Raw genomic sequence first — 17,912 nt, forward strand, 5'->3', positions numbered from 1 at the left:
GGCGTTGATTTTTGGCACGCTGTTGAGTTCTCAAGGAACGGACGCTTCCTTCGTACTCACCCTCTCGGGCTTTCCTCCGGGCGCTTCCCTTCGGTGTTTCCAACTCTACCAGATCCGTTTTCCGTTCCGTTCCCGGTCCGAATTTCGTATCCAGTGGCCGTTGGAGGGCCTTTTGTCTTTCGACTTGATTCGACTTTATCAGACTCATCTCCGCCGATTGAAATCGGCTTCGCGATCCGAATGAGGAATCAATATTGCTCCGGCGAGAACCTGTCCGGTTCACTGCGGAGCGAGAGAGATATTAACCGTCGCACTTGAGCTTGTCCAGCTCCCGGCAACCGTTTAAATCTACCTCCCCGTCTCACCTGTGTCAACAGGTTTGGCGGGCGAAGAGGACAGTAGCAGGTCGGAGGGGCCGGACGCACATCAGGCGGCGGTCGGCAGCTCCGCGCTGCGGTCGGCGGACACGACGTCGCCCGCCTCGCCGGCCCGGGCCGCCCGGCCGCCGAGCACGTACACGTACAGGAGGAAGGCGGCCTCGGCCGCGACGCCGATGGCGATGCGGGCCCAGGTGGGGAGGCCGGACGGCGTCACGAAGCCCTCGATGACCCCGGACACGAACAGGACCAGGGCCAGGCCGATGGCCATGCCGATCGCGGCGCGCCCCTGCTGGGCGAGGGCCGCGCGGCGCGAGTACGGGCCCGGGTCCACGAGGGTCCAGCCGAGGCGGAGGCCCGTACCGGCGGCGACGAAGACGGCCGTCAGCTCCAGCAGGCCGTGCGGGAGGACCAGGCCGAGGAAGGTGTCGAGGCGTCCCGCGGAGGACATGAGGCCGATGCCGATGCCGAGGTTGAGCATGTTGAGGAAGAGGACCCACAGCACCGGTACGCCGAAGAAGGCGCCGAGGACCAGGCACATGGCGGCGGCCTGCGCGTTGTTCGTCCAGACCTGGGCGGCGAAGGAGGCGGCCGGGTGGCTGGAGTAGTACGTCTCGTACTCGCCTCCGGGGCGGGTCATCTGGCGCAGCTCCTCGGGGGCGGCGATCGCCGCCTGGACCTCGGGGTGCGTACCGATCCACCAGCCGATGACCGCGGCGAGGAGGGTGGAGAGGACCGCGGTGGGGATCCACCAGTGCCGTGAGCGGTAGACCGCGGCGGGGAACCCGGCGGTGAGGAAGCGGGCGGCGTCGCGCCAGGAGGCGCGGCGGGTGCCGGTGACGGCGGCGCGGGCGCGGGCGACGAGCTGGGTGAGGCGGGCCGTGAGCGCCGGGTCGGGCGCGGTGCTCTGGACGACGGAGAGGTGGGTCGCGGTGCGCTGGTACAGCGCGACGAGCTCGTCCGCCTCGGCGCCGGACAGCCGGCGGCCGCGGCTCAGGAGGTGGTCCAGGCGGTCCCACTCGGCGCGGTGGGCGGTGACGTAGACGTCGAGGTCCATGATCGGCTGATGCTCCAGTGCACGGGGTGCGTACGGTTCGTACTACTGCGGCGCGCTGCCGGTCAGCTTGGCAGACTGGCGTGGGGAGCGGTCGGGCAAGGTCGGAGAAGGGTGGGCGGCGTGAGTGAGGTCGTGACGGGGGACGCGGTCGTGCTGGGGCTGCGACCGGCCCGGTTGCCGAGCCGGGCGCTGGCGCTGCTGATCGACCTCGTCGTCGTGTGGACGGCGTACCTGCTGATATCCATCGGGCTCGTCTTCGCGTCGGCATCGCTCGACGAGGCGGCGATGACGGCCGTGTCGATCGCGTCGTTCCTGCTGGTGCTGGTGGGCGGGCCGGTCGCGGTGGAGACGCTGAGCCACGGGCGGTCGCTGGGGAAGCTGGCGTGCGGGTTGCGGGTGGTGCGGGACGACGGGGGGCCGATCCGGTTCCGGCACGCGCTGGTGCGGGGGCTGATCGGGGTCGTGGAGATCCTGATGACCTTCGGGGTGATCGCGTGCATCGCTTCGCTGGTGTCGGCGCGGGGGCGGCGGATCGGCGATGTGTTCGCGGGGACGCTGGTGGTGCGGGAGCGGGTGCCGGTGGGTCGTACGGCGCCGGTGCCCCCGCCGCCGCCGTGGTTGGTGGGGCGGTTCGCGCAGTTGGACCTGTCGGCGGTGCCGGACGCGCTGTGGCTGGGGTTCCGGCAGTACCTGACGCGGATGGGGCAGTTGGATCCGGAGGCGGGCCGGGCTCTGGCGGAGCGGCTGGCGGACGAGTTGGCGGCGCGTACGGGGACGCCGCCGCCCCCGGGGGTGCCCGCCGCGGCGTTCCTGGCGGCGGTCGTGCACGAGCGGCAGGCGCGGGACGCGCGGCGGGTGGTGCCCGCGGGGGCGGGTGTCGGTGCCGGTGGGGTTGCCGGGGCTGATGGGGCTTCTGTGTTGGCTGGCTCGATTGTTTCGGTTGGGGCGGTCGGCGCGGGTGGTTCTGCAGGGGTGGCCGTGGGGGGTGCCGGGGCTTCTGCGGCGCGGTCCGCGGCGGAGGTGGGGGAAGGGCTGCCCCGGGGGTCCGGCACCGGGTTCGTGCCGCCTGCCTAGCGACGGGGAGCGCGGGACCGCCAGGGGAGGTCAGGGGAAGACGGACGGCGGGGTCTGGAGGTCCTCGAGCTCGACGCCCGGGGCCGCGAGGACGACGTCGCCGGCGATGTGGACGCCGTGTCGCTCGCCCGTGTCGAGGGCGGTGACCTGGTACTCGTCCACGGTCAGGGGGCCGTTGTCAGTGGTGTGCGTTTCACTGTTCACCAGGGCCCAGGACTGGTCGACGGTGAGGGGGGCGAGGACCGGGTCCGTGAAGGCGACGAGGCGGACGCGGGTCGAGCCGGAACGGGGGGTGAGGCGCAGGAGCCGGGTGAGGGCCACGAGGAAGGCGGGGGAGCTGCCGGTGAAGGCGTGGGCGCGCACGTTGCCTTCCGCGGCATGCGAACCGGTCGGGTCGGTGCGGACCCAGGTGACGCCGTCGAGGGCGGCGCCGCGTACCTGCCAGGCGCCGGCGTGGAGTTCGAGGCGGATGGGGCGGCCGAGGTCGTCGAGGGCGAGGTCGACGGAGCCGGCGTGGTCGCCGGAGGGGGTGGTCCGTTGCGAGACGTAGCGCCAGCCGGAGGGGCCGGGCGCGCAGTGGAAGTGTTCTTCGCCGAGGGGGGTGCGGTCGTGCGGATCGTGGAGCGAATAGCGGCCTCGGGGCATGGGTCCTCGGGGTTCTGGTCGGGGTCTCGGCGCCGCCGCTGAGCGGTGGTCGGGCCGGCCGGGTACGGGGCAGGCCCCCGGCACGGGGGTGCGGGGGCCTGCCTGGGTACCTGCTGCCAGTGCGGCCGCGGGGCGGTCGCGGGGCCGGTCAGTAGCGGTAGTGGTCCGGCTTGTACGGGCCTTCGACCTTGACGCCGATGTAGTCGGCCTGCTCCGGGCGGAGCGTGGTGAGCTTGACGCCGAGCGCGTCCAGGTGGAGGCGGGCGACCTTCTCGTCGAGGTGCTTGGGCAGGACGTACACGTCGGTCGGGTACTGCTCCGGCTTCGTGTAGAGCTCGATCTGGGCCAGGGTCTGGTCCGCGAACGAGTTGGACATCACGAAGGACGGGTGGCCGGTGGCGTTGCCCAGGTTCAGCAGGCGGCCCTCGGACAGGACGATGATCTTCTTGCCGTCGGGGAAGGTCCAGGTGTGGACCTGCGGCTTGACCTCGTCCTTGACGATGCCGGGGATCCTGGCGAGACCGGCCATGTCGATCTCGTTGTCGAAGTGGCCGATGTTGCCGACGATGGCCTGGTGCTTCATCTTGACCATGTCCGAGGCCATGATGATGTCACGGTTGCCGGTGGTGGTGATGAAGATGTCGGCGGTCTCGACGACCTCGTCGAGGGTGGTGACCTGGTAGCCGTCCATCGCCGCCTGGAGGGCGCAGATGGGGTCGATCTCGGTGACGATGACACGGGCGCCCTGGCCGCGGAGGGACTCGGCACAGCCCTTGCCGACGTCGCCGTAGCCGCAGACGACGGCGACCTTGCCGCCGATCAGGACGTCGGTGGCGCGGTTGATGCCGTCGACCAGGGAGTGGCGGCAGCCGTACTTGTTGTCGAACTTCGACTTGGTGACCGCGTCGTTGACGTTGATCGCCGGGAAGAGCAGCGTGCCGTCGCGGTGCATCTCGTACAGGCGGTGGACGCCGGTCGTGGTCTCCTCGGTGACGCCGCGGATCTCGGACGCGAGGCGGGTCCACTTCTGCGGGTCCTCGGCGAGGGTGCGGTTGAGGAGGCGGAGGATGTGGCCGTACTCCTCGCTGTCCGCGGTGGACGGGTCCGGGGCCTGGCCGGCCTTCTCGAACTCGACGCCCTTGTGGACGAGGAGGGTGGCGTCACCACCGTCGTCGAGGATCATGTTGGGGCCGCCGGTGGAGCTGTCCGGCCAGGTCAGGGCCTGCTCGGTGCACCACCAGTACTCCTCCAGCGTCTCGCCCTTCCAGGCGAAGACGGGGACGCCCTTCGGGTCGTCCGGGGTGCCGTCGGGGCCGACGGCGACGGCGGCGGCGGCGTGGTCCTGCGTGGAGAAGATGTTGCAGGAGGCCCAGCGGACCCGGGCGCCGAGGGCGACGAGGGTCTCGATGAGGACGGCGGTCTGCACGGTCATGTGCAGGGAGCCGGTGATGCGGGCGCCGGCCAGGGGCTGGGCGTCGGCGTACTCCTTGCGGATCGCCATCAGGCCGGGCATCTCGTGCTCGGCGAGGGTGATCTCCTTGCGGCCGAACTCGGCCAGGGAGAGGTCGGCGACCTTGAAGTCCTGTCGGTTGTCGACAGTCGTCATTTCGTGCTGCTCCTCGTTGTCGGGTCGAGGTGGGTACGGCTGGCTCCGCGCCGGCGGACACAAGGATGCCCGGGCACGCGCGGTGCAGTCGTCGGAGGCCCTCTCTCCCTCGGCCGGTCCGTCGGGACCGCCCGACCGCCATCAGCAGCGACGTCTGGCTCGGTATTCGAATCTACACCGATCGGGTGCGCGGTCTTCAAGTCCGCCGGGGGCGGGTTCCGGCCGTCGCGCGGGAGGGGCGGAAGCCGAAGGCCCCGGCGGGGGGCCGGGGCCTTCGGATGCCGGGCGGGCCGGCGGGGTGGTGCGGTGGGCGTTCAGCGGGTGGCGCGGAGGATGTCGGGCTCCAGGTAGATGACCCGGGCGATGGGGACGGCGGCGCGGATGCGCCCCTCCGCGGCGTCGATCGCGGCGGCGACCTGCGCGGCGGTCTCGTCGTGCTCGACGGCGATCTTGGCGGCGACGAGGAGTTCCTCGGGGCCGAGGTGGAGGGTGCGCATGTGGATGACGCTGGTGACGGTGGTGCCGTCGACGAGGGCTTCCTCGATCTTCCGGACCTCGTCGAGGCCGGCGGACTCGCCCAGGAGGAGGGACTTGGTCTCGACGGCGAGGACGATGGCGATCAGGATGAGCAGCGCGCCGATGCACAGGGTGCCGATGCCGTCCCAGACGCCGTCGCCGGTGACGAGGGCGAGGCTGACGCCGACGAGGGCGAGGATCAGGCCGATGAGGGCGCCGAGGTCCTCCAGGAGGACGACGGGCAGCTCGGGCGCCTTGGCGGTGCGGACGAACTCCTTCCAGGAGCGCTTGCCGCGGAGTTCGTTGGACTCCTTGATGGCGGTGCGGAAGGAGAACGACTCGGCGATGATCGCGAAGACGAGGACGCCGACGGGCCAGTACCACGCCTCGATCTCGTGGGGGTGCTTGATCTTCTCGTAGCCCTCGTAGAGGGCGAACATGCCGCCGACGGAGAAGAGGACGATGGAGACGAGGAAGGCGTAGATGTACCGCTCGCGGCCGTAGCCGAAGGGGTGCTGGGGGGTCGCCTCGCGCTGGGCCTTCTTCCCTCCGAGGAGCAGGAGCCCCTGGTTGCCGGAGTCGGCGAGTGAGTGCACCGATTCGGCGAGCATCGACGACGAGCCGCTGAAGACGAACGCCACGAATTTGCTCGCGGCGATCGCGAGGTTGGCGACGAGTGCTGCCACGATCGCCTTGGTTCCGCCTGACGCGCTCATGCGTGTCCTGTCCCTTCGCTGGTCCCCGGTGGGTTCGTGGGTTCGGCCGGTTCTGTACGGCGGGACATTGTTGCAGCACCGGATGGCGGCGGTGGATCAGGGCATCGCCGTGGCCCTGAAGAGAGTGCCGACACCCGACAGTTCGACGGCCTCCCCGGCCGGGACGAAGACGGAGTGGCCGGGGGCGAGGGTGAGGTCGCCGAGGCGCGGGGTGCCGGCGGTGGCGAGGAGGATCTGCGGGGTCGGGGCGGTGAGGTCGGCGGGGGCGGCGCCTTCGGGGCGCACGTACCGGGAGAGGCGGAACTCGTCGACGGGGGCGTCGTACACCTCCTCGCCGGAGGGGGACGCCTCGGGGCGCAGGACGCCGGGGTCGCCGGCCTCGAAGCGGACGACGCGGAGGAGTTCGGGGACGTCGACGTGCTTGGGGGTGAGGCCGCAGCGCAGGACGTTGTCGGAATTGGCCATGATCTCGACTCCGAGGCCGCCGAGGTAGGCGTGGGGGACGCCGGCGCCGAGGTAGAGGGCTTCGCCGGGTTGGAGCCGTACGTGGTTGAGGAGGAGGGCGGCGAGGACACCGGGGTCGCCGGGGTAGTGGTGGGCGAGGGTGGCGTACGGGGCGTGGGCGCCGCCGAGGCGGGCGCAGGCGGCGGCGGTGTCGTGGACGGTGGCGGCGATGCCGTCGGGATCGGCGGTGAGGACGGCGGTGAGGACCTCGCGGAGGGCGGCGTCCTCGGGGCGGGCGTGGAGGAGGTCCACGTACGGCTTGAGGGAGTCGACGTCGAGGGCGGCGAGGAGGTCGGCGGTCCGGGCGGGGTCGCGGAAGCCGCAGAAGCCCTCGAAGGGGGTGAGGGCGCAGATGAGTTCGGGTTTGTGGTTCGGGTCCTTGTAGGTGCGGTGCGGGGCGTCGAGGGGGATGCCGGCGCGTTCCTCGGCGGCGTAACCGGCCCGGGCCCGGGAGGGGTCGGGGTGGACCTGGAGGGAGAGGGGGGCCGCGGCGGCGAGGATCTTCAGCAGGAAGGGCAGGCGGGGGCCGAACCTGGCGACGGTGGCGGGGCCGAGCTCCTTGTCGGGGTCGGCGGCGATGACCTCGTCGAGCGGCTGTTCGCGGGCGCCTTCGGGGGTGGGGCGGGTGATGCGGGAGGGTGCGCCGGGGTGGGCGCCCATCCACATCTCGGCCTGGGGCTCGCCGGTGGGGGCGGTGCCGAGCAGTTCCGGGATGGCCGTCGTGGAGCCCCAGGCGTAGGGGCGGACGGTGGTGGAGAGGCGGTCCATGGGCGGCGGGCTTTCCGTGTGCGGGCGGCGGCGGGTGCGGCCGGGGCGCGGCGGTCCGGGGGGCGGGGGCGGGGCGGATTCGGGCTCGGAGGGTCCGGGTCCGGGCGCGGAGGGTCCGGGGCTCGGGGTTCCGGGCGGGGCGGTCGCGGGGCGGCGGCCGGGCGGGGTCAGAGGCGGCGGCCGGAGGCCAGGGCGAGGTAGCAGGCGGCGAAGTCGGTGACGGCGAGGAGTTCGGCGAGGGCTTCGAGGGGGTTGCTGCCCTCCTCGGGCTCCAACTCGCTGAAGGGCGTGTCGTGGGCGAGGGCGAGCTCGCGGGCGGCGGGGGCGGCGGTGAGGCCGCCGGCGTCTGCGGGGCGGTCGCGAAGGAGGACGACGCGCGCGTGCAGCGCCTGTGGGTCCTCGACGCGGTCGCGGAAGAAGTCGTCGGGGTCGGCGCCCCCGGCGAAGTCGCCGGCGAGGAGGCCGCTGTGGGCGGCGAGCGCCTCGGGGAGTTCCCCGGCGAGAGCGGGGCGGCCGGCGAGCTCGGCGAGGACGGCGGCGAAGCGGCGGCCCACGGGCGCGGCGGGGGTGCCCTCGGTCCAGATGAGGGGCAGCGCGTCGGAGAGTTCGGCGGCGAGGGTCTTGGCCGGGTTGCTGTACGTGGCGACGGCGGGGCCGCAGCGTTCGGCGGTGCGGTCGAGGCGGTCGGCGACCGTCTCCAGCGTGCCGGCGGGGGCCGTGAACAGGCCGACGCGGTCGAGGAGGGCGAGGAGCGGGGTGAACAGCGCCCACAGGGCGCCGGGGCCGGCGGCCTGCGGTTCGTCGTACAGCTCGTGGGGCGCGGTCGCCATGGGGACGACGAGGCCGTGGGTGTTGCCGACGGCCTCCGCGATGGGCGAGCGCCGCGGGGCGACGGCGACGACGGTGACGCCGCGGCGGTACGCCTGCTCGGCGAGCGTGGCGAGACCGGGTTCGGAGCCGTCGTTGGTCGGGATGAGCAGCAGGTCGACGGCGCCGGCCCAGCCCGGGAGGGTCCAGCGGAGCGCGCCCGCGGCCGGGGCGACGCCGGTGGGGCACAGCCGGATGACGGGCGCGGAGGCCCCGGCGAGGGCGGAGATCAGGTCGGCGGCTCCGGTGGCCGCCGTACCGGTGCCGGCGACGAGGACGGTACGGGGGCGCCCTTCCGGCTGGAGGGCGGTGATGCCGGCCTCGGCCGCGTGCCGGGCGGCCGTGCGTACCCGGGCACCGGATTCGGCGGCGCCGCGCAGGAGTCCGCGGCGGTCCGCCCGGGCCAGTCCCTCAGGAGCGTCGAGCAACGAGTCGTCGAGCATGGGCGGGATCTCCGATCGCCGGTGCGGGATGTCGCCGGGCGTGGGGGTCAGACGGGGCGGCGGGCCTCGTCGACGAGGAGTACCGGGATGCCGTCCCGTACGGGGTAGGCGAGGCCGCAGTCGTCGCTCGTGCAGACCAGCTCGGGGGTCTCGTCGGCCGTGCGGTCGCTGAGGGGGGCGCGGCAGGCGGGGCAGGCGAGGATGTCGAGGAGGCCGGCTTCGAGCGGCATGGAGCGGTTCCCTTCGGGTGCGTTCGTGGCGCCGGCGGGGCCGGGGTGTGGGTCCGGCCGGTCCGGCGCGGTGTCGCGGTGTGCTGCGGTTTCCTGGCGTCGTCAGCCTACCGCCGGGGAGCGGAGGGCGTCGGGTCGGCGGGAGGCCGGGACGCGGGCGCCCGCGGGGGCGGGGGCGGGGTGCCTGGGGGTGCCGCCCGGTGCCGGCGCCCGTCCGCGCGGGTGCGGGACGGGCGCCGGTGCCGGGGGCGGGCGCCGGGGCCGGGTGCCATAGGGCGGAGGCCCGTGGGGCGGAGGCCCGTGGAGCGGAGGCCGGTCAGGCGCGGACGAGGGCGAGGACCTCGTCGCGGATCTCGGCCATGGTGGCCTCGTCCTTGGCCTCGACGTTGAGGCGGAGGAGCGGCTCGGTGTTGGACGGCCGGAGGTTGAACCACCAGCCGTCGCCGCTGATGGTGAGGCCGTCGAGCTCGTCGACGGTGACGCCCTCGCGGGACGCGAAGGCCCCGCGTACGGCGGCGGTGCTGGCGGCCTGGTCGGTGACGGTGGAGTTGATCTCGCCGGAGGCCGCGTAGCGGTCGTACTCGGCGACGAGCGCGGACAGCGTGCCCTCCTGGCCGCCGAGCGCGGCGAGGACGTGGAGCGCGGCGAGCATGCCGGTGTCGGCGTTCCAGAAGTCGCGGAAGTAGTAGTGCGCGGAGTGCTCGCCGCCGAAGATCGCGCCCGTGCGGGCCATCTCGGCCTTGATGAAGGAGTGGCCGACGCGGGTGCGGACGGGGGTGCCGCCGTTCTCGCGGACGACCTCGGGGACGGACTGCGACGTGATCAGGTTGTGGATGACCGTTCCGCCGGAGTGCTTGGCCAGCTCGCGGGCGGCGACCAGCGCGGTGATCGCGGACGGGGAGACGGGCTCGCCCCGCTCGTCCACGACGAAGCAGCGGTCGGCGTCGCCGTCGAAGGCCAGGCCCAGGTCGGCGCCTTCGGCGCGGACGCGCTGCTGGAGGTCGACGATGTTGGCGGGGTCGAGCGGGTTGGCCTCGTGGTTGGGGAACGTGCCGTCCAGCTCGAAGTACAGGGGGACGAGCGTCAGGGGCAGGCCCTCGAAGACGGTGGGGACCGTGTGGCCGCCCATGCCGTTGCCCGCGTCGACGACGACCTTCAGGGGACGGATGGACGTGAGGTCGACCAGGGACTTCAGGTGGTCCGCGTAGGCGGTGAGGGTGTCCGTCTCGGTGATCTCGCCGGGGGTGGCGGCCGGGGCGGGCGCTCCGGAGTCCCGCCACGTCTCGACGAGGGCGCGGATGTCGGCGAGGCCGCTGTCCTGGCCGATGGGGGCGGCGCCGGCGCGGCACATCTTGATGCCGTTGTACTGGGCCGGGTTGTGCGACGCCGTGAACATGGCGCCCGGCAGGCCCAGGTGGCCGGAGGCGAAGTACAACTGGTCGGTGGAGCACAGTCCGATGAGGGTGACGTCGGCGCCCCGGGCGGCGGCTCCGCGCGCGAAGGCACCGGACAGGCCGGGGGACGACGGGCGCATGTCGTGGCCGACGACGATCGCGTCGGCACCGGTCACCTGGACGAAGGCCGCGCCGAACAGCTCGGCGAGCGCCTCGTCCCACTGATCCGGCACCACTCCGCGGACGTCGTACGCCTTGACGATCTGCGACAGATCAGCAGTCACTGACCAACCTCCTGCGAGCCTGTGTGGGGTACACAAGCTACCCGCAGAGGTGACGGGAACGTGCGGAGGGACCTACGGGGCGTCGTCGGCGGCGGCGTACGGCCGGACGGCACCGGGGCCGGGGACGTCCCGGGCGCGGCGTCAGGAGTCGGTCCCGGGCGCGGTGTCAGGAGTCGGGGGAGCGCAGCACGCGGAGGTGGCCGCGGCGGCCGACCTCGACCGGGTCGCCGGGCCGGGCGCCGCCCTTGCCCTCGGCCTGGACCGCGCGCTCCTGGGGGCGGGCCGCCTCGCGCACGGCGTTGGCGAGGGCCTCCAGGTCGTCGCCGCTGGGGCGGGTGGGGCCGGAGGCGTCGGACAGCCGGACGACCTCCCAGCCGCGGGGCGCGGTGAGGCGCTCGCTGTGCTCGGCGCACAGGTCGTAGCAGTGGGGTTCCGCGTAGGTGGCGAGCGGGCCGAGGACCGCGGTCGAGTCGGCATAGACGTACGTCAGTGTCGCGACGGCAGGGCGGCCGCACGCGGTGCGCGAACAGCGACGTACAGGGCTCACGACGTTGGACGGTACCGCACTCTTGAGCGGGCCGCGACGACTCTCCACCAGGTCACTCGCCCGTGTCGCGGTGTGACGTCGGGCACAGAGGGGTTTCGGTGGGCCGCCGTGACCTGCGCGGGGAGGGGACGGAGGGGGCCCGGGGGCGGGCGGGGCGGTCGTCCGGGCGGGCGGTTCGGCGAACGAATCCGGTCATTTCCCACGGGCAGGTCGATCCGGCAAGGGTGCCGGAACACGCCCCCGCGTGGCTGGAACACCCACCCGGCGACATGCCGGGGCGCGGGGCCGGACGGGCAACGACGCGCCTCCGGGCGGACTACGCTGCGTCAGGTGATGGACAGTCCAGGACCAGCCCGCCCGACCGATCCGCGACCGCGCCGCCGTGATCGCCACGGCCGGGGGATGCGCGGCCCCGTGGCACCGCCCCAGGTTCCCCTGTCCGCCACGCGGGCGGACACCTTCCGCGACCTGGTGCAGGACTCCGTGGAGCGGCTGGAGCGGCGGTGGCCCCAGCTCGCCGAGGTCGACTTCATGGTGCTGGAGGTGCCGGCGCCGCAGGACGACTCCGTGCCGCTGGGCAGTTCGGCGCCGGCGACACGGGACCGGCACGCGCGCGTGGTCGTGTACCGGCGGCCCGTGGAGCTGCGGGCCAAGAGCCGGGACGAGCGGGCGCTGCTGGTGCACGAGGTCGTGGTGGAGCAGGTCGCCGAGCTGCTGGGCCTGGCGCCCGAGTCGGTGGACCCGCGCTACGGGCAGGACTGAACCGGCGGCGGCCGGCCCCGGGAGCCGGTGAGCCCGTGCGGGCGTGCCGGGCCGGGTCCGCCTGCTCGTCTACTCCTCCAGGACGGCGAGGTCCTGTTCCGCCTCCGGCACGGCCACCTTCGCGTGGTCGTCGGCGAAGGTCTGCAGGGTGAACATCGCGATGCCGTCCTGCGGCAGCGCCAGCATGCGGGCCGCGTGGACGGGGCCGCCGGACAGGGTCTCGACGGTCAGGGCGTAGGAGCCCTTGAGACCGGCGGGCACGGGCGGGGCGACCGCCAGGGTCGTGCCGGCCTTGACGGTGTACGTCTTGGTGGCCGGCGTGCCGCCCTCGGTCCCCGGGGAGGCGGTGACGCGGACCTCGGCGGTCTTGCCGGGCGCGGTCAGCGACAGGGTGGTGCCCTTGGCGCGGTTGTCGGCGACGGTCGCCCGCTCCCCCACCGGGCCGGTGGCCGGGATGAAGGCGACCTCCTGCTTCTCGCCGGAGCCGCGCACCACGCGCAGCGCGGCGACGACGGGGGTGGCGCGCCCCGCCTGGGCCGGGGTCAGCAGCAGGGCGCCGGCCTCGCCGCTGGTGAGGTCCTTCAGGTCGGCGGAGGCCGTCATCCCGGACTTCACGCGGATCGTCTGCTGGACGGCGGGGGTGATGGTGCCCGTGGCGCCGGCGAGCTGGATCTTCAGCTCGGCGTCGTCCTCGCCGGGCGCGTACGCCGTGAGCTGCACGGACGTGGCGTCCGCGGGGATGCCGGGGAGGACCAGGGAGGGGGCGGGGTCGGCGGAGGCCGGCAGCCAGTCGCTGCCGAGCTGGTCGACGGCGGAGCGGATGACCGCGCCGACGCGGCCGCTGCGGGTGGTGACGTGGACGGTGACGTCGGAGGTGGCCGGGTCCGCGGTGAGCGTGGACAGCAGCACGGGGACGCTGGACCGGGCGGGGACCGGGATGCCGTCGGTGAGCTGCGACTTCAGGGCGCCTTCGGGCCCGTACAGCTCGATGTCGACGACGGCGGCGGTGTCGTCGGGGTTGGTGAGGTGGACGTAGTCGCGGCGGTTCTCGGCGGTGGAGGTGCCGGGGAACCAGAAGTCCGTGTCGGGGGGCGTGCAGGTGACGCCGAGGAGGCCGCGGGCGCCCCCGGCGGGGACGACGGTGGTCTGCTGCGTGGTCCAGCCGGGGGCGAGCCGGCCGGAGGCGACGCCGACGAGGGCGGGCACCTCGGCGCCGTTCGCCTCCGCCGCCACGGGCGTTCCGGGGGTGGTGGCGGTGATGACGGCCTTGTCCGCGGCCGGTTTCCTCGCGGCCGCCGCGGTCTTCTTCTCGTCCTTCTGCGCCTTCTCGTCCTTGTTCCCGTCGTCCTTCTTCGGGGCGACGGTCGTCGTTTCCTGCGTGGCGGCGGACGGCTTCAGCTCGGCCTTGTCCGGCAGCGCGTCCTTGCCGGCCGGGGCGCCCGCTCCGGGCTTGCCGGCGTCGCCGGTGGTGGCGGGCGTGAACGAGGTGTACGTCGTCTCGGCGACCTCGGAGGAGCTCGGTGCCGGGCACAGGAGGCTGCTGCGTTCGACGGGCAGCCTGGCGGGGGCCGCGCCGGCCGCCGGGGCGGAGCCGTCCGCGCCGGGGGACGTCAGGGCGGCGAGGCCGGTGAGGGCGGCAAGAGCGGTCGCGGCCGCGAGGAGGGAGAGGGCGCTGCGGTTCACTGGTGGCTGCTCCCGTCGGGACGCTGCTCGTTCTCGTAGCCGTACGGGTCGTACGGGTCGTACGGGCTCTGCTGCTGGTACGGGTACGGCTGCTGGTCGTACCCCCCGGTGTACGCGGCCGGGTCGTACGGGTCCTGTTGGTACGGGTCCTGCTGGTACGGGGTCCCGTCGTAGGGCTGGTCGTACGGCCGGCCGTGGGGCTGTTCGCCGTACGGCGCCTGCTGCCCGTGGTCCTGGTCGCCGTAGTGCCCGTACGGCTGCTGCTCACCGTACCCCTGCTCGGCGGGGTGGACGGGCGGCGTGTCAGGCCAGTCGGTGCCGGGCCGCCCCTGGGGCGGGGTCCGCGGGGCGGGCATGGCGTACGGATCGGCGTCGGTGTCGGACGCCGGGTCCGGTACGGGGGCGGGGGCGGCGTCCGCGTCGACGGCCGCGGCGCGGAGCCTGCGCGCGCGGCGCCCGTCGCCCGTCGCGTCCTGGGCCGGGACGACCGGGGCGACCTCCTCGGGCAGGTCGTCGTCGATGTCGCGGCGGCGGCCCGGCAGGGCGAGGACGAGCAGGACGACGGCGAGGGCGCACTGGGTCCAGATCCACGCGGTGTGGGTGAGCGGCGCGTCGTAGGTCAGGTCGAGGCGGCCGCCCTGGGCGGGCAGCTCGAAGCCCTGCGCCCAGCCGTCGACGGTGGTCTTCTCCAGGGGCTTGCCGTCGAGGGTGGCCTGCCAGCCGTCGTCGGCGCGGTCGGCGATGCGCAGGACGCGGCCCTCGCCGCCGGCGGGGATGTCGCTGTGCGCCTCGACGGGACCGGAGCCGACGGGGAGGGGTTCGGTGGCCGCCTCGGCGCTCCCGGCGGCGCCGGCCGCGGCGGGGACGACGACGGCGCGGGCGACCTGGCGGTCGACGCGCCACAGGGCGCTGCCGTCGCGCTGGCTGAGCCGGCTGAGGCCGGGTGTCGCGTCGAGGACGCGGCCCATCTCGCGGGGCGCGCCGTCGCGTACCAGCACGTAGCGGATGGCGAAGCCGCTGAGCTCGGCGGTCTGGTCGGCGCCGGAGCCGGCGACGAGGTGGGCGACGACCTTGTCGAGGCGCGGGTCGCTGCCGCCCGCGGCGGTCAGTTCGGCGTCGCCGAGGCGGGCGCCGGAGCCGCGGACGAGGGCGTAGGTGACCTTGGCGGCCGACGGGCCGTCGAGGACGAGGGTGCGGGGTTGGTCGCGGGTGATGCTCTCCTCCGCGACGAACGCGGGCACCTGGACGGGGTCGCGGCGCTCCAGGGGGCCCGCGGCGCCGCCGATCATCCAGTTGGCGGCGGAGACCAGGGGGCCGACGGCGGCGGCGAGGGCGACGAGGGCGGCGACGGGCTGGCGCCAGCCGAAGCTCTGCGCGGCGACGCGGGTGCGGCCGCCTTCGGCGCCGAGCACGCCGGCGGCGAGGAGGGCGAGGCCGTAGACGAGGGTGGCGGGGCCGGCCCAGCCGGTGGCGCGGTCGCCGGAGCCGTTGGTGAGGACGGCGAAGAGGAGGGCGACGAGGGCGACGGCCCAGGCGCTGCGGATGGCGAACCGGCGCTCCGCGCGGAGCAGGGCGGCGAGGGCGGCCAGGACGAGGCCGAGGAGGACGAGGCCGCCGACCGTGCGGGGGCCGCCGGGGCTGGCGCCGAGCAGGTCGAGCGCGGAGGCCGGTCCCGTGCGGATCTCCGTACCGGCTTCCTTGAGGAAGGCGGCCGGGTCGGTCAGCAGGGACAGCGACCAGGGGGCGAGGACGAGCAGCGGGGTGCCGGCCACGGCGAGGAGGCGCAGCCCGTACGCGGTGATGTCGTCGCGGCGCAGGACGAGGGCGGCGACGCCGAGGACGGCGGCGAGCGGCCAGACGACGGGCGTGAAGGCCGTCGTGACGGTGAGGAGGAGCGTGTACGCCCAGGTGGCGCGCCAGCTGCCGCGGGGGGCGCCGGTCCCGCCGCCGCGCAGCCCGTACGCGGCGACGGCGGCGCGGGCCATGAGGGGCAGCAGGACCGCGAGGACGGCCGTGCCGAGACGGCCGGTGGCGAGGGCGCCGGTCGCGGCGGGCAGGAAGGCGTAGGCGACGGCGGCCCACGCGCGCAGGAGCCGCGACTCGACGAGGGGGCGGGAGGCGAAGTACGCGGTGAAGCCGGCGAGCGGTACGGAGCACACCAGCAGCAGGGTGAGCGCGAAGCCGGTGGAGCCGAGGAACAGGCCGGACAGGGCGGCGAGCAGGGCGAGGTAGGGCGGGGCGCTCTGGGTGCCGCCGGTGCCGAGGGGGTGCCAGGCGTCGGCGTACCGGCTCCACAGGTCGCCGACGCCGTCGGGGACGGGTAGCAGGGCGCCGCCGGCGAGGGAGCCGCCGCCGAAGAGGCCGCGGCAGGCGATCAGGGAGACGAGCAGGAGCAGGGCGAAGAGGACGGGGCCCGGTTTGCGGGCGATCTTCTTGAGCCGGGCGAACTGCTCGATCTCCAGGTAGTCGGCGTCGTCGCCGCCGGGGCCGGACTCGACGGCGCCGTGCCGGGAGCCGCCGGCGTCGGCGTCCGTGCCGCCGAAGTTGGAGGCGACCTGTTCGACCGTGGCGCGGACGGTGGCGCCGGGCGGCGGGAAGAGGGGGCGCAGCTCGGCGGGGTCGGCGGCGCGGGAGGCGCGTCTGCGGCGGGCGGCGACGATCCGCTCGGGGCGGAGGAGGACGCCGCACAGGCCCATGACCTCGTCGACGGCCTGGACGGGGGCCTTTCCGACGAGGTAGGCGAGGGTGCGCAGGAGGGTGCCGACGACGAGGCGGACGAGGACGTACGGCAGGGCGGCCGCGCGCGCGTTGGCGAGGAGGGTGTAGACGGCGCCCGCCTTGTCGACGCGGTGCGGGTTGGCGACGGAGCGGCCGGCGCAGTCGACGGTGCGGCGCTCGCGGGAGGCGGCCTCGGCGTGGCGGAGGACGGCGTCGGGGGCGACGAGGACGCGGTGGCCGGCGGCGTGGGCGCGCCAGCACAGGTCGACGTCGTCGCGCATGAGGGGCAGGCGGCGGTCGAAGCCGCCGAGTTCTTCGAAGACGTCGCGGCGGATGAGCATGCCGGCGCTGGAGACGGACAGGACGGGGCGGATCTGGTCGTGCTGCCCCTGGTCCTGTTCGCGGCGGTCGAGGCCGGTCCAGCGGCGGCCACTGTTGGCGATGGTGACGCCGACTTCGAGGAGCTGCTTGCGGTCGTACCAGCCGAGGAGCTTGGGGCCGATGACCGCGGCGTACGCGTCGGAGTCGGCGACGCGGAGCAGTTCGGCGAGGGCGTCGGGGGCGGGCGCGCAGTCGTCGTGGAGGAGCCACAGCCACTGGACCGGGTCGCCGTGCGGCAGGTCGGGCATCTCGTGGGCGTCGTCGCGCCAGGTCCTGCTGACGGGGTCCCAGCCGCTGGGCCGCTTCAGGTAGGGCAGGTCCTCGGGGCCGAGGAGGGGTGCGGCGCGGACGGCCTCCTCGACGGCGGCGCCGAAGCCGGTGCGGCGGGCGAGGTGCAGGACCCGGTCGTCGCCGATCGCCTCGCCGACGAGCCGGGCGGATTCGTCGGCGCTGCCGGTGTCGGCGGCGACGGCGTACTGCACGGGGCGTTCCTGGCCGAGGAGTCCGGCGAGGGCGTCCGGCAGCCAGCGCGCCCCGTCGTGGGAGACGATCACGGCGGTGACGACGTGCCGCGGGAACTCGGGCTGCGGCGGAGAAGCGGCGGAAAACGCGGCTGTGGTGGCGGACATCGGGGTACGGGCCCTCCGGCCAGGGGGTCGCCCGCGTCGCGGGGCGTCGGAGCGTCTTTGACGGGGCTCCACACTAATGGCTGGCACGGCAGCGGTCCGCCGCCTGTGGACGGAGCACAGGGGGCGGACCGTCGGGCGGGCACGCGCGGGTGGTCTCCGCGGTCGGGCGGCGGCGGGCAGGGGAACGGCGCCTGCGGGCCGCGGGGGCCGCAGGGGCCGCGGGGAGGGTCAGACGGCGGCCTTCTTCAGGCGTCGGCGCTCGCGCTCGGACAGGCCGCCCCAGATTCCGAACCTCTCGTCATTGGCGAGTGCGTATTCGAGGCATTCCGAGCGGACTTCACAGGCGAGACAGACCTTCTTGGCCTCGCGGGTGGATCCGCCCTTCTCGGGGAAGAAGGACTCGGGATCGGTCTGGGCGCACAACGCGCGCTCCTGCCAGCCGAGTTCCTCGTCCGCGTCCTCGACCAGCAGTTCCTGGAACAACTCGGTCATCTGCGCCCCTCGTCTGTCTCTATACGTCCCCGTGATGCCGCCGTTTCCCATTTCCGGCCGAACGACACGAGCGAAATTACAAGTGTGTAGCTCCGGGGCAGTCAAGCTGAGATCTGCTATTGGGCCCGGTATTCACTCTGCGGAACCAAGGTGGTGCGGAAAGTGTTCAAATCAGCAAAAATGAGACACTGCCCGCCGCCTGTCCCGCGCTCCGCCGCC

The 17,912-nt window shown here is 74.1% G+C and carries 14 protein-coding genes; 2 read left to right on the forward strand and 12 right to left on the reverse strand.

The window, feature by feature from the left end; genetic code table 11:
• Positions 1-426: 426 nt before the first annotated feature.
• Positions 427-1,434, reverse strand: coding sequence for a stage II sporulation protein M (locus AC07D6_RS19035; protein WP_479045779.1), 1,008 nt, complete (start codon positions 1,432-1,434; stop codon positions 427-429).
• Between the two features lie 120 nt (positions 1,435-1,554).
• Here AC07D6_RS19035 and AC07D6_RS19040 point away from each other — a divergent pair, with 120 nt between their 5' ends.
• A complete protein-coding gene (locus AC07D6_RS19040) occupies positions 1,555-2,508 on the forward strand; it encodes an RDD family protein (RefSeq protein WP_479045782.1) in 954 nt (317 codons plus the stop codon).
• 30 nt (positions 2,509-2,538) lie between these two features.
• On the opposite strand, the gene AC07D6_RS19045 is transcribed toward AC07D6_RS19040, so the two are convergent.
• The 8 genes from AC07D6_RS19045 to AC07D6_RS19080 form a co-directional block, all read right to left on the reverse strand.
• Complete coding sequence (locus AC07D6_RS19045; protein WP_315879849.1) at positions 2,539-3,153, reverse strand: hypothetical protein; 615 nt, start codon at positions 3,151-3,153, stop codon at positions 2,539-2,541.
• A gap of 148 nt (positions 3,154-3,301) precedes the next feature.
• On the reverse strand, positions 3,302-4,759 hold the full coding sequence (gene ahcY, locus AC07D6_RS19050) for an adenosylhomocysteinase (RefSeq protein ID WP_315879848.1): 1,458 nt from the start codon (positions 4,757-4,759) through the stop codon (positions 3,302-3,304).
• Positions 4,760-5,073: 314 nt separating this feature from the next.
• On the reverse strand, positions 5,074-5,991 hold the full coding sequence (locus AC07D6_RS19055; protein WP_315879847.1) for a cation diffusion facilitator family transporter: 918 nt from the start codon (positions 5,989-5,991) through the stop codon (positions 5,074-5,076).
• 96 nt (positions 5,992-6,087) lie between these two features.
• Positions 6,088-7,263: a mannose-6-phosphate isomerase, class I gene (manA, locus tag AC07D6_RS19060; RefSeq protein WP_479045787.1), complete on the reverse strand. Its 1,176-nt coding sequence runs from the start codon at positions 7,261-7,263 to the stop codon at positions 6,088-6,090.
• Between the two features lie 167 nt (positions 7,264-7,430).
• On the reverse strand, positions 7,431-8,573 hold the full coding sequence (locus AC07D6_RS19065) for an SIS domain-containing protein (protein WP_479045790.1): 1,143 nt from the start codon (positions 8,571-8,573) through the stop codon (positions 7,431-7,433).
• Positions 8,574-8,620: 47 nt separating this feature from the next.
• A complete protein-coding gene (locus AC07D6_RS19070; protein ID WP_315879844.1) occupies positions 8,621-8,803 on the reverse strand; it encodes a Trm112 family protein in 183 nt (60 codons plus the stop codon).
• 316 nt (positions 8,804-9,119) lie between these two features.
• Positions 9,120-10,481, reverse strand: coding sequence for a phosphomannomutase/phosphoglucomutase (locus AC07D6_RS19075; protein WP_479045794.1), 1,362 nt, complete (start codon positions 10,479-10,481; stop codon positions 9,120-9,122).
• A 166-nt stretch (positions 10,482-10,647) separates the two neighbouring features.
• A complete protein-coding gene (locus AC07D6_RS19080) occupies positions 10,648-11,076 on the reverse strand; it encodes a DUF3499 domain-containing protein (RefSeq protein ID WP_315879842.1) in 429 nt (142 codons plus the stop codon).
• A gap of 285 nt (positions 11,077-11,361) precedes the next feature.
• Between AC07D6_RS19080 and AC07D6_RS19085 the strand changes: the two genes are divergently transcribed.
• Positions 11,362-11,790 carry a metallopeptidase family protein gene (locus AC07D6_RS19085; protein ID WP_479046186.1) on the forward strand — a complete coding sequence of 143 codons (429 nt, stop codon included), beginning with the start codon at positions 11,362-11,364 and terminating at the stop codon, positions 11,788-11,790.
• 69 nt (positions 11,791-11,859) lie between these two features.
• Here the strand turns inward: AC07D6_RS19085 and AC07D6_RS19090 are convergent, their stop codons facing one another.
• From AC07D6_RS19090 to AC07D6_RS19100, 3 genes are all read right to left on the reverse strand, one after another.
• Entirely contained in the window at positions 11,860-13,473 is a 1,614-nt protein-coding gene (locus AC07D6_RS19090; protein ID WP_479045797.1) for a DUF5719 family protein, read from the reverse strand.
• Positions 13,470-17,201, reverse strand: coding sequence for a glycosyltransferase family 2 protein (locus AC07D6_RS19095; RefSeq protein WP_479045800.1), 3,732 nt, complete (start codon positions 17,199-17,201; stop codon positions 13,470-13,472). The genes AC07D6_RS19090 and AC07D6_RS19095 overlap by 4 nt, the downstream gene beginning before the upstream one ends.
• Before the next feature lie 228 nt (positions 17,202-17,429).
• Complete coding sequence (locus AC07D6_RS19100; protein WP_023588371.1) at positions 17,430-17,693, reverse strand: WhiB family transcriptional regulator; 264 nt, start codon at positions 17,691-17,693, stop codon at positions 17,430-17,432.
• Positions 17,694-17,912 lie beyond the last annotated feature (219 nt).

This window comes from Streptomyces sp. NPDC045287, assembly GCF_056432325.1.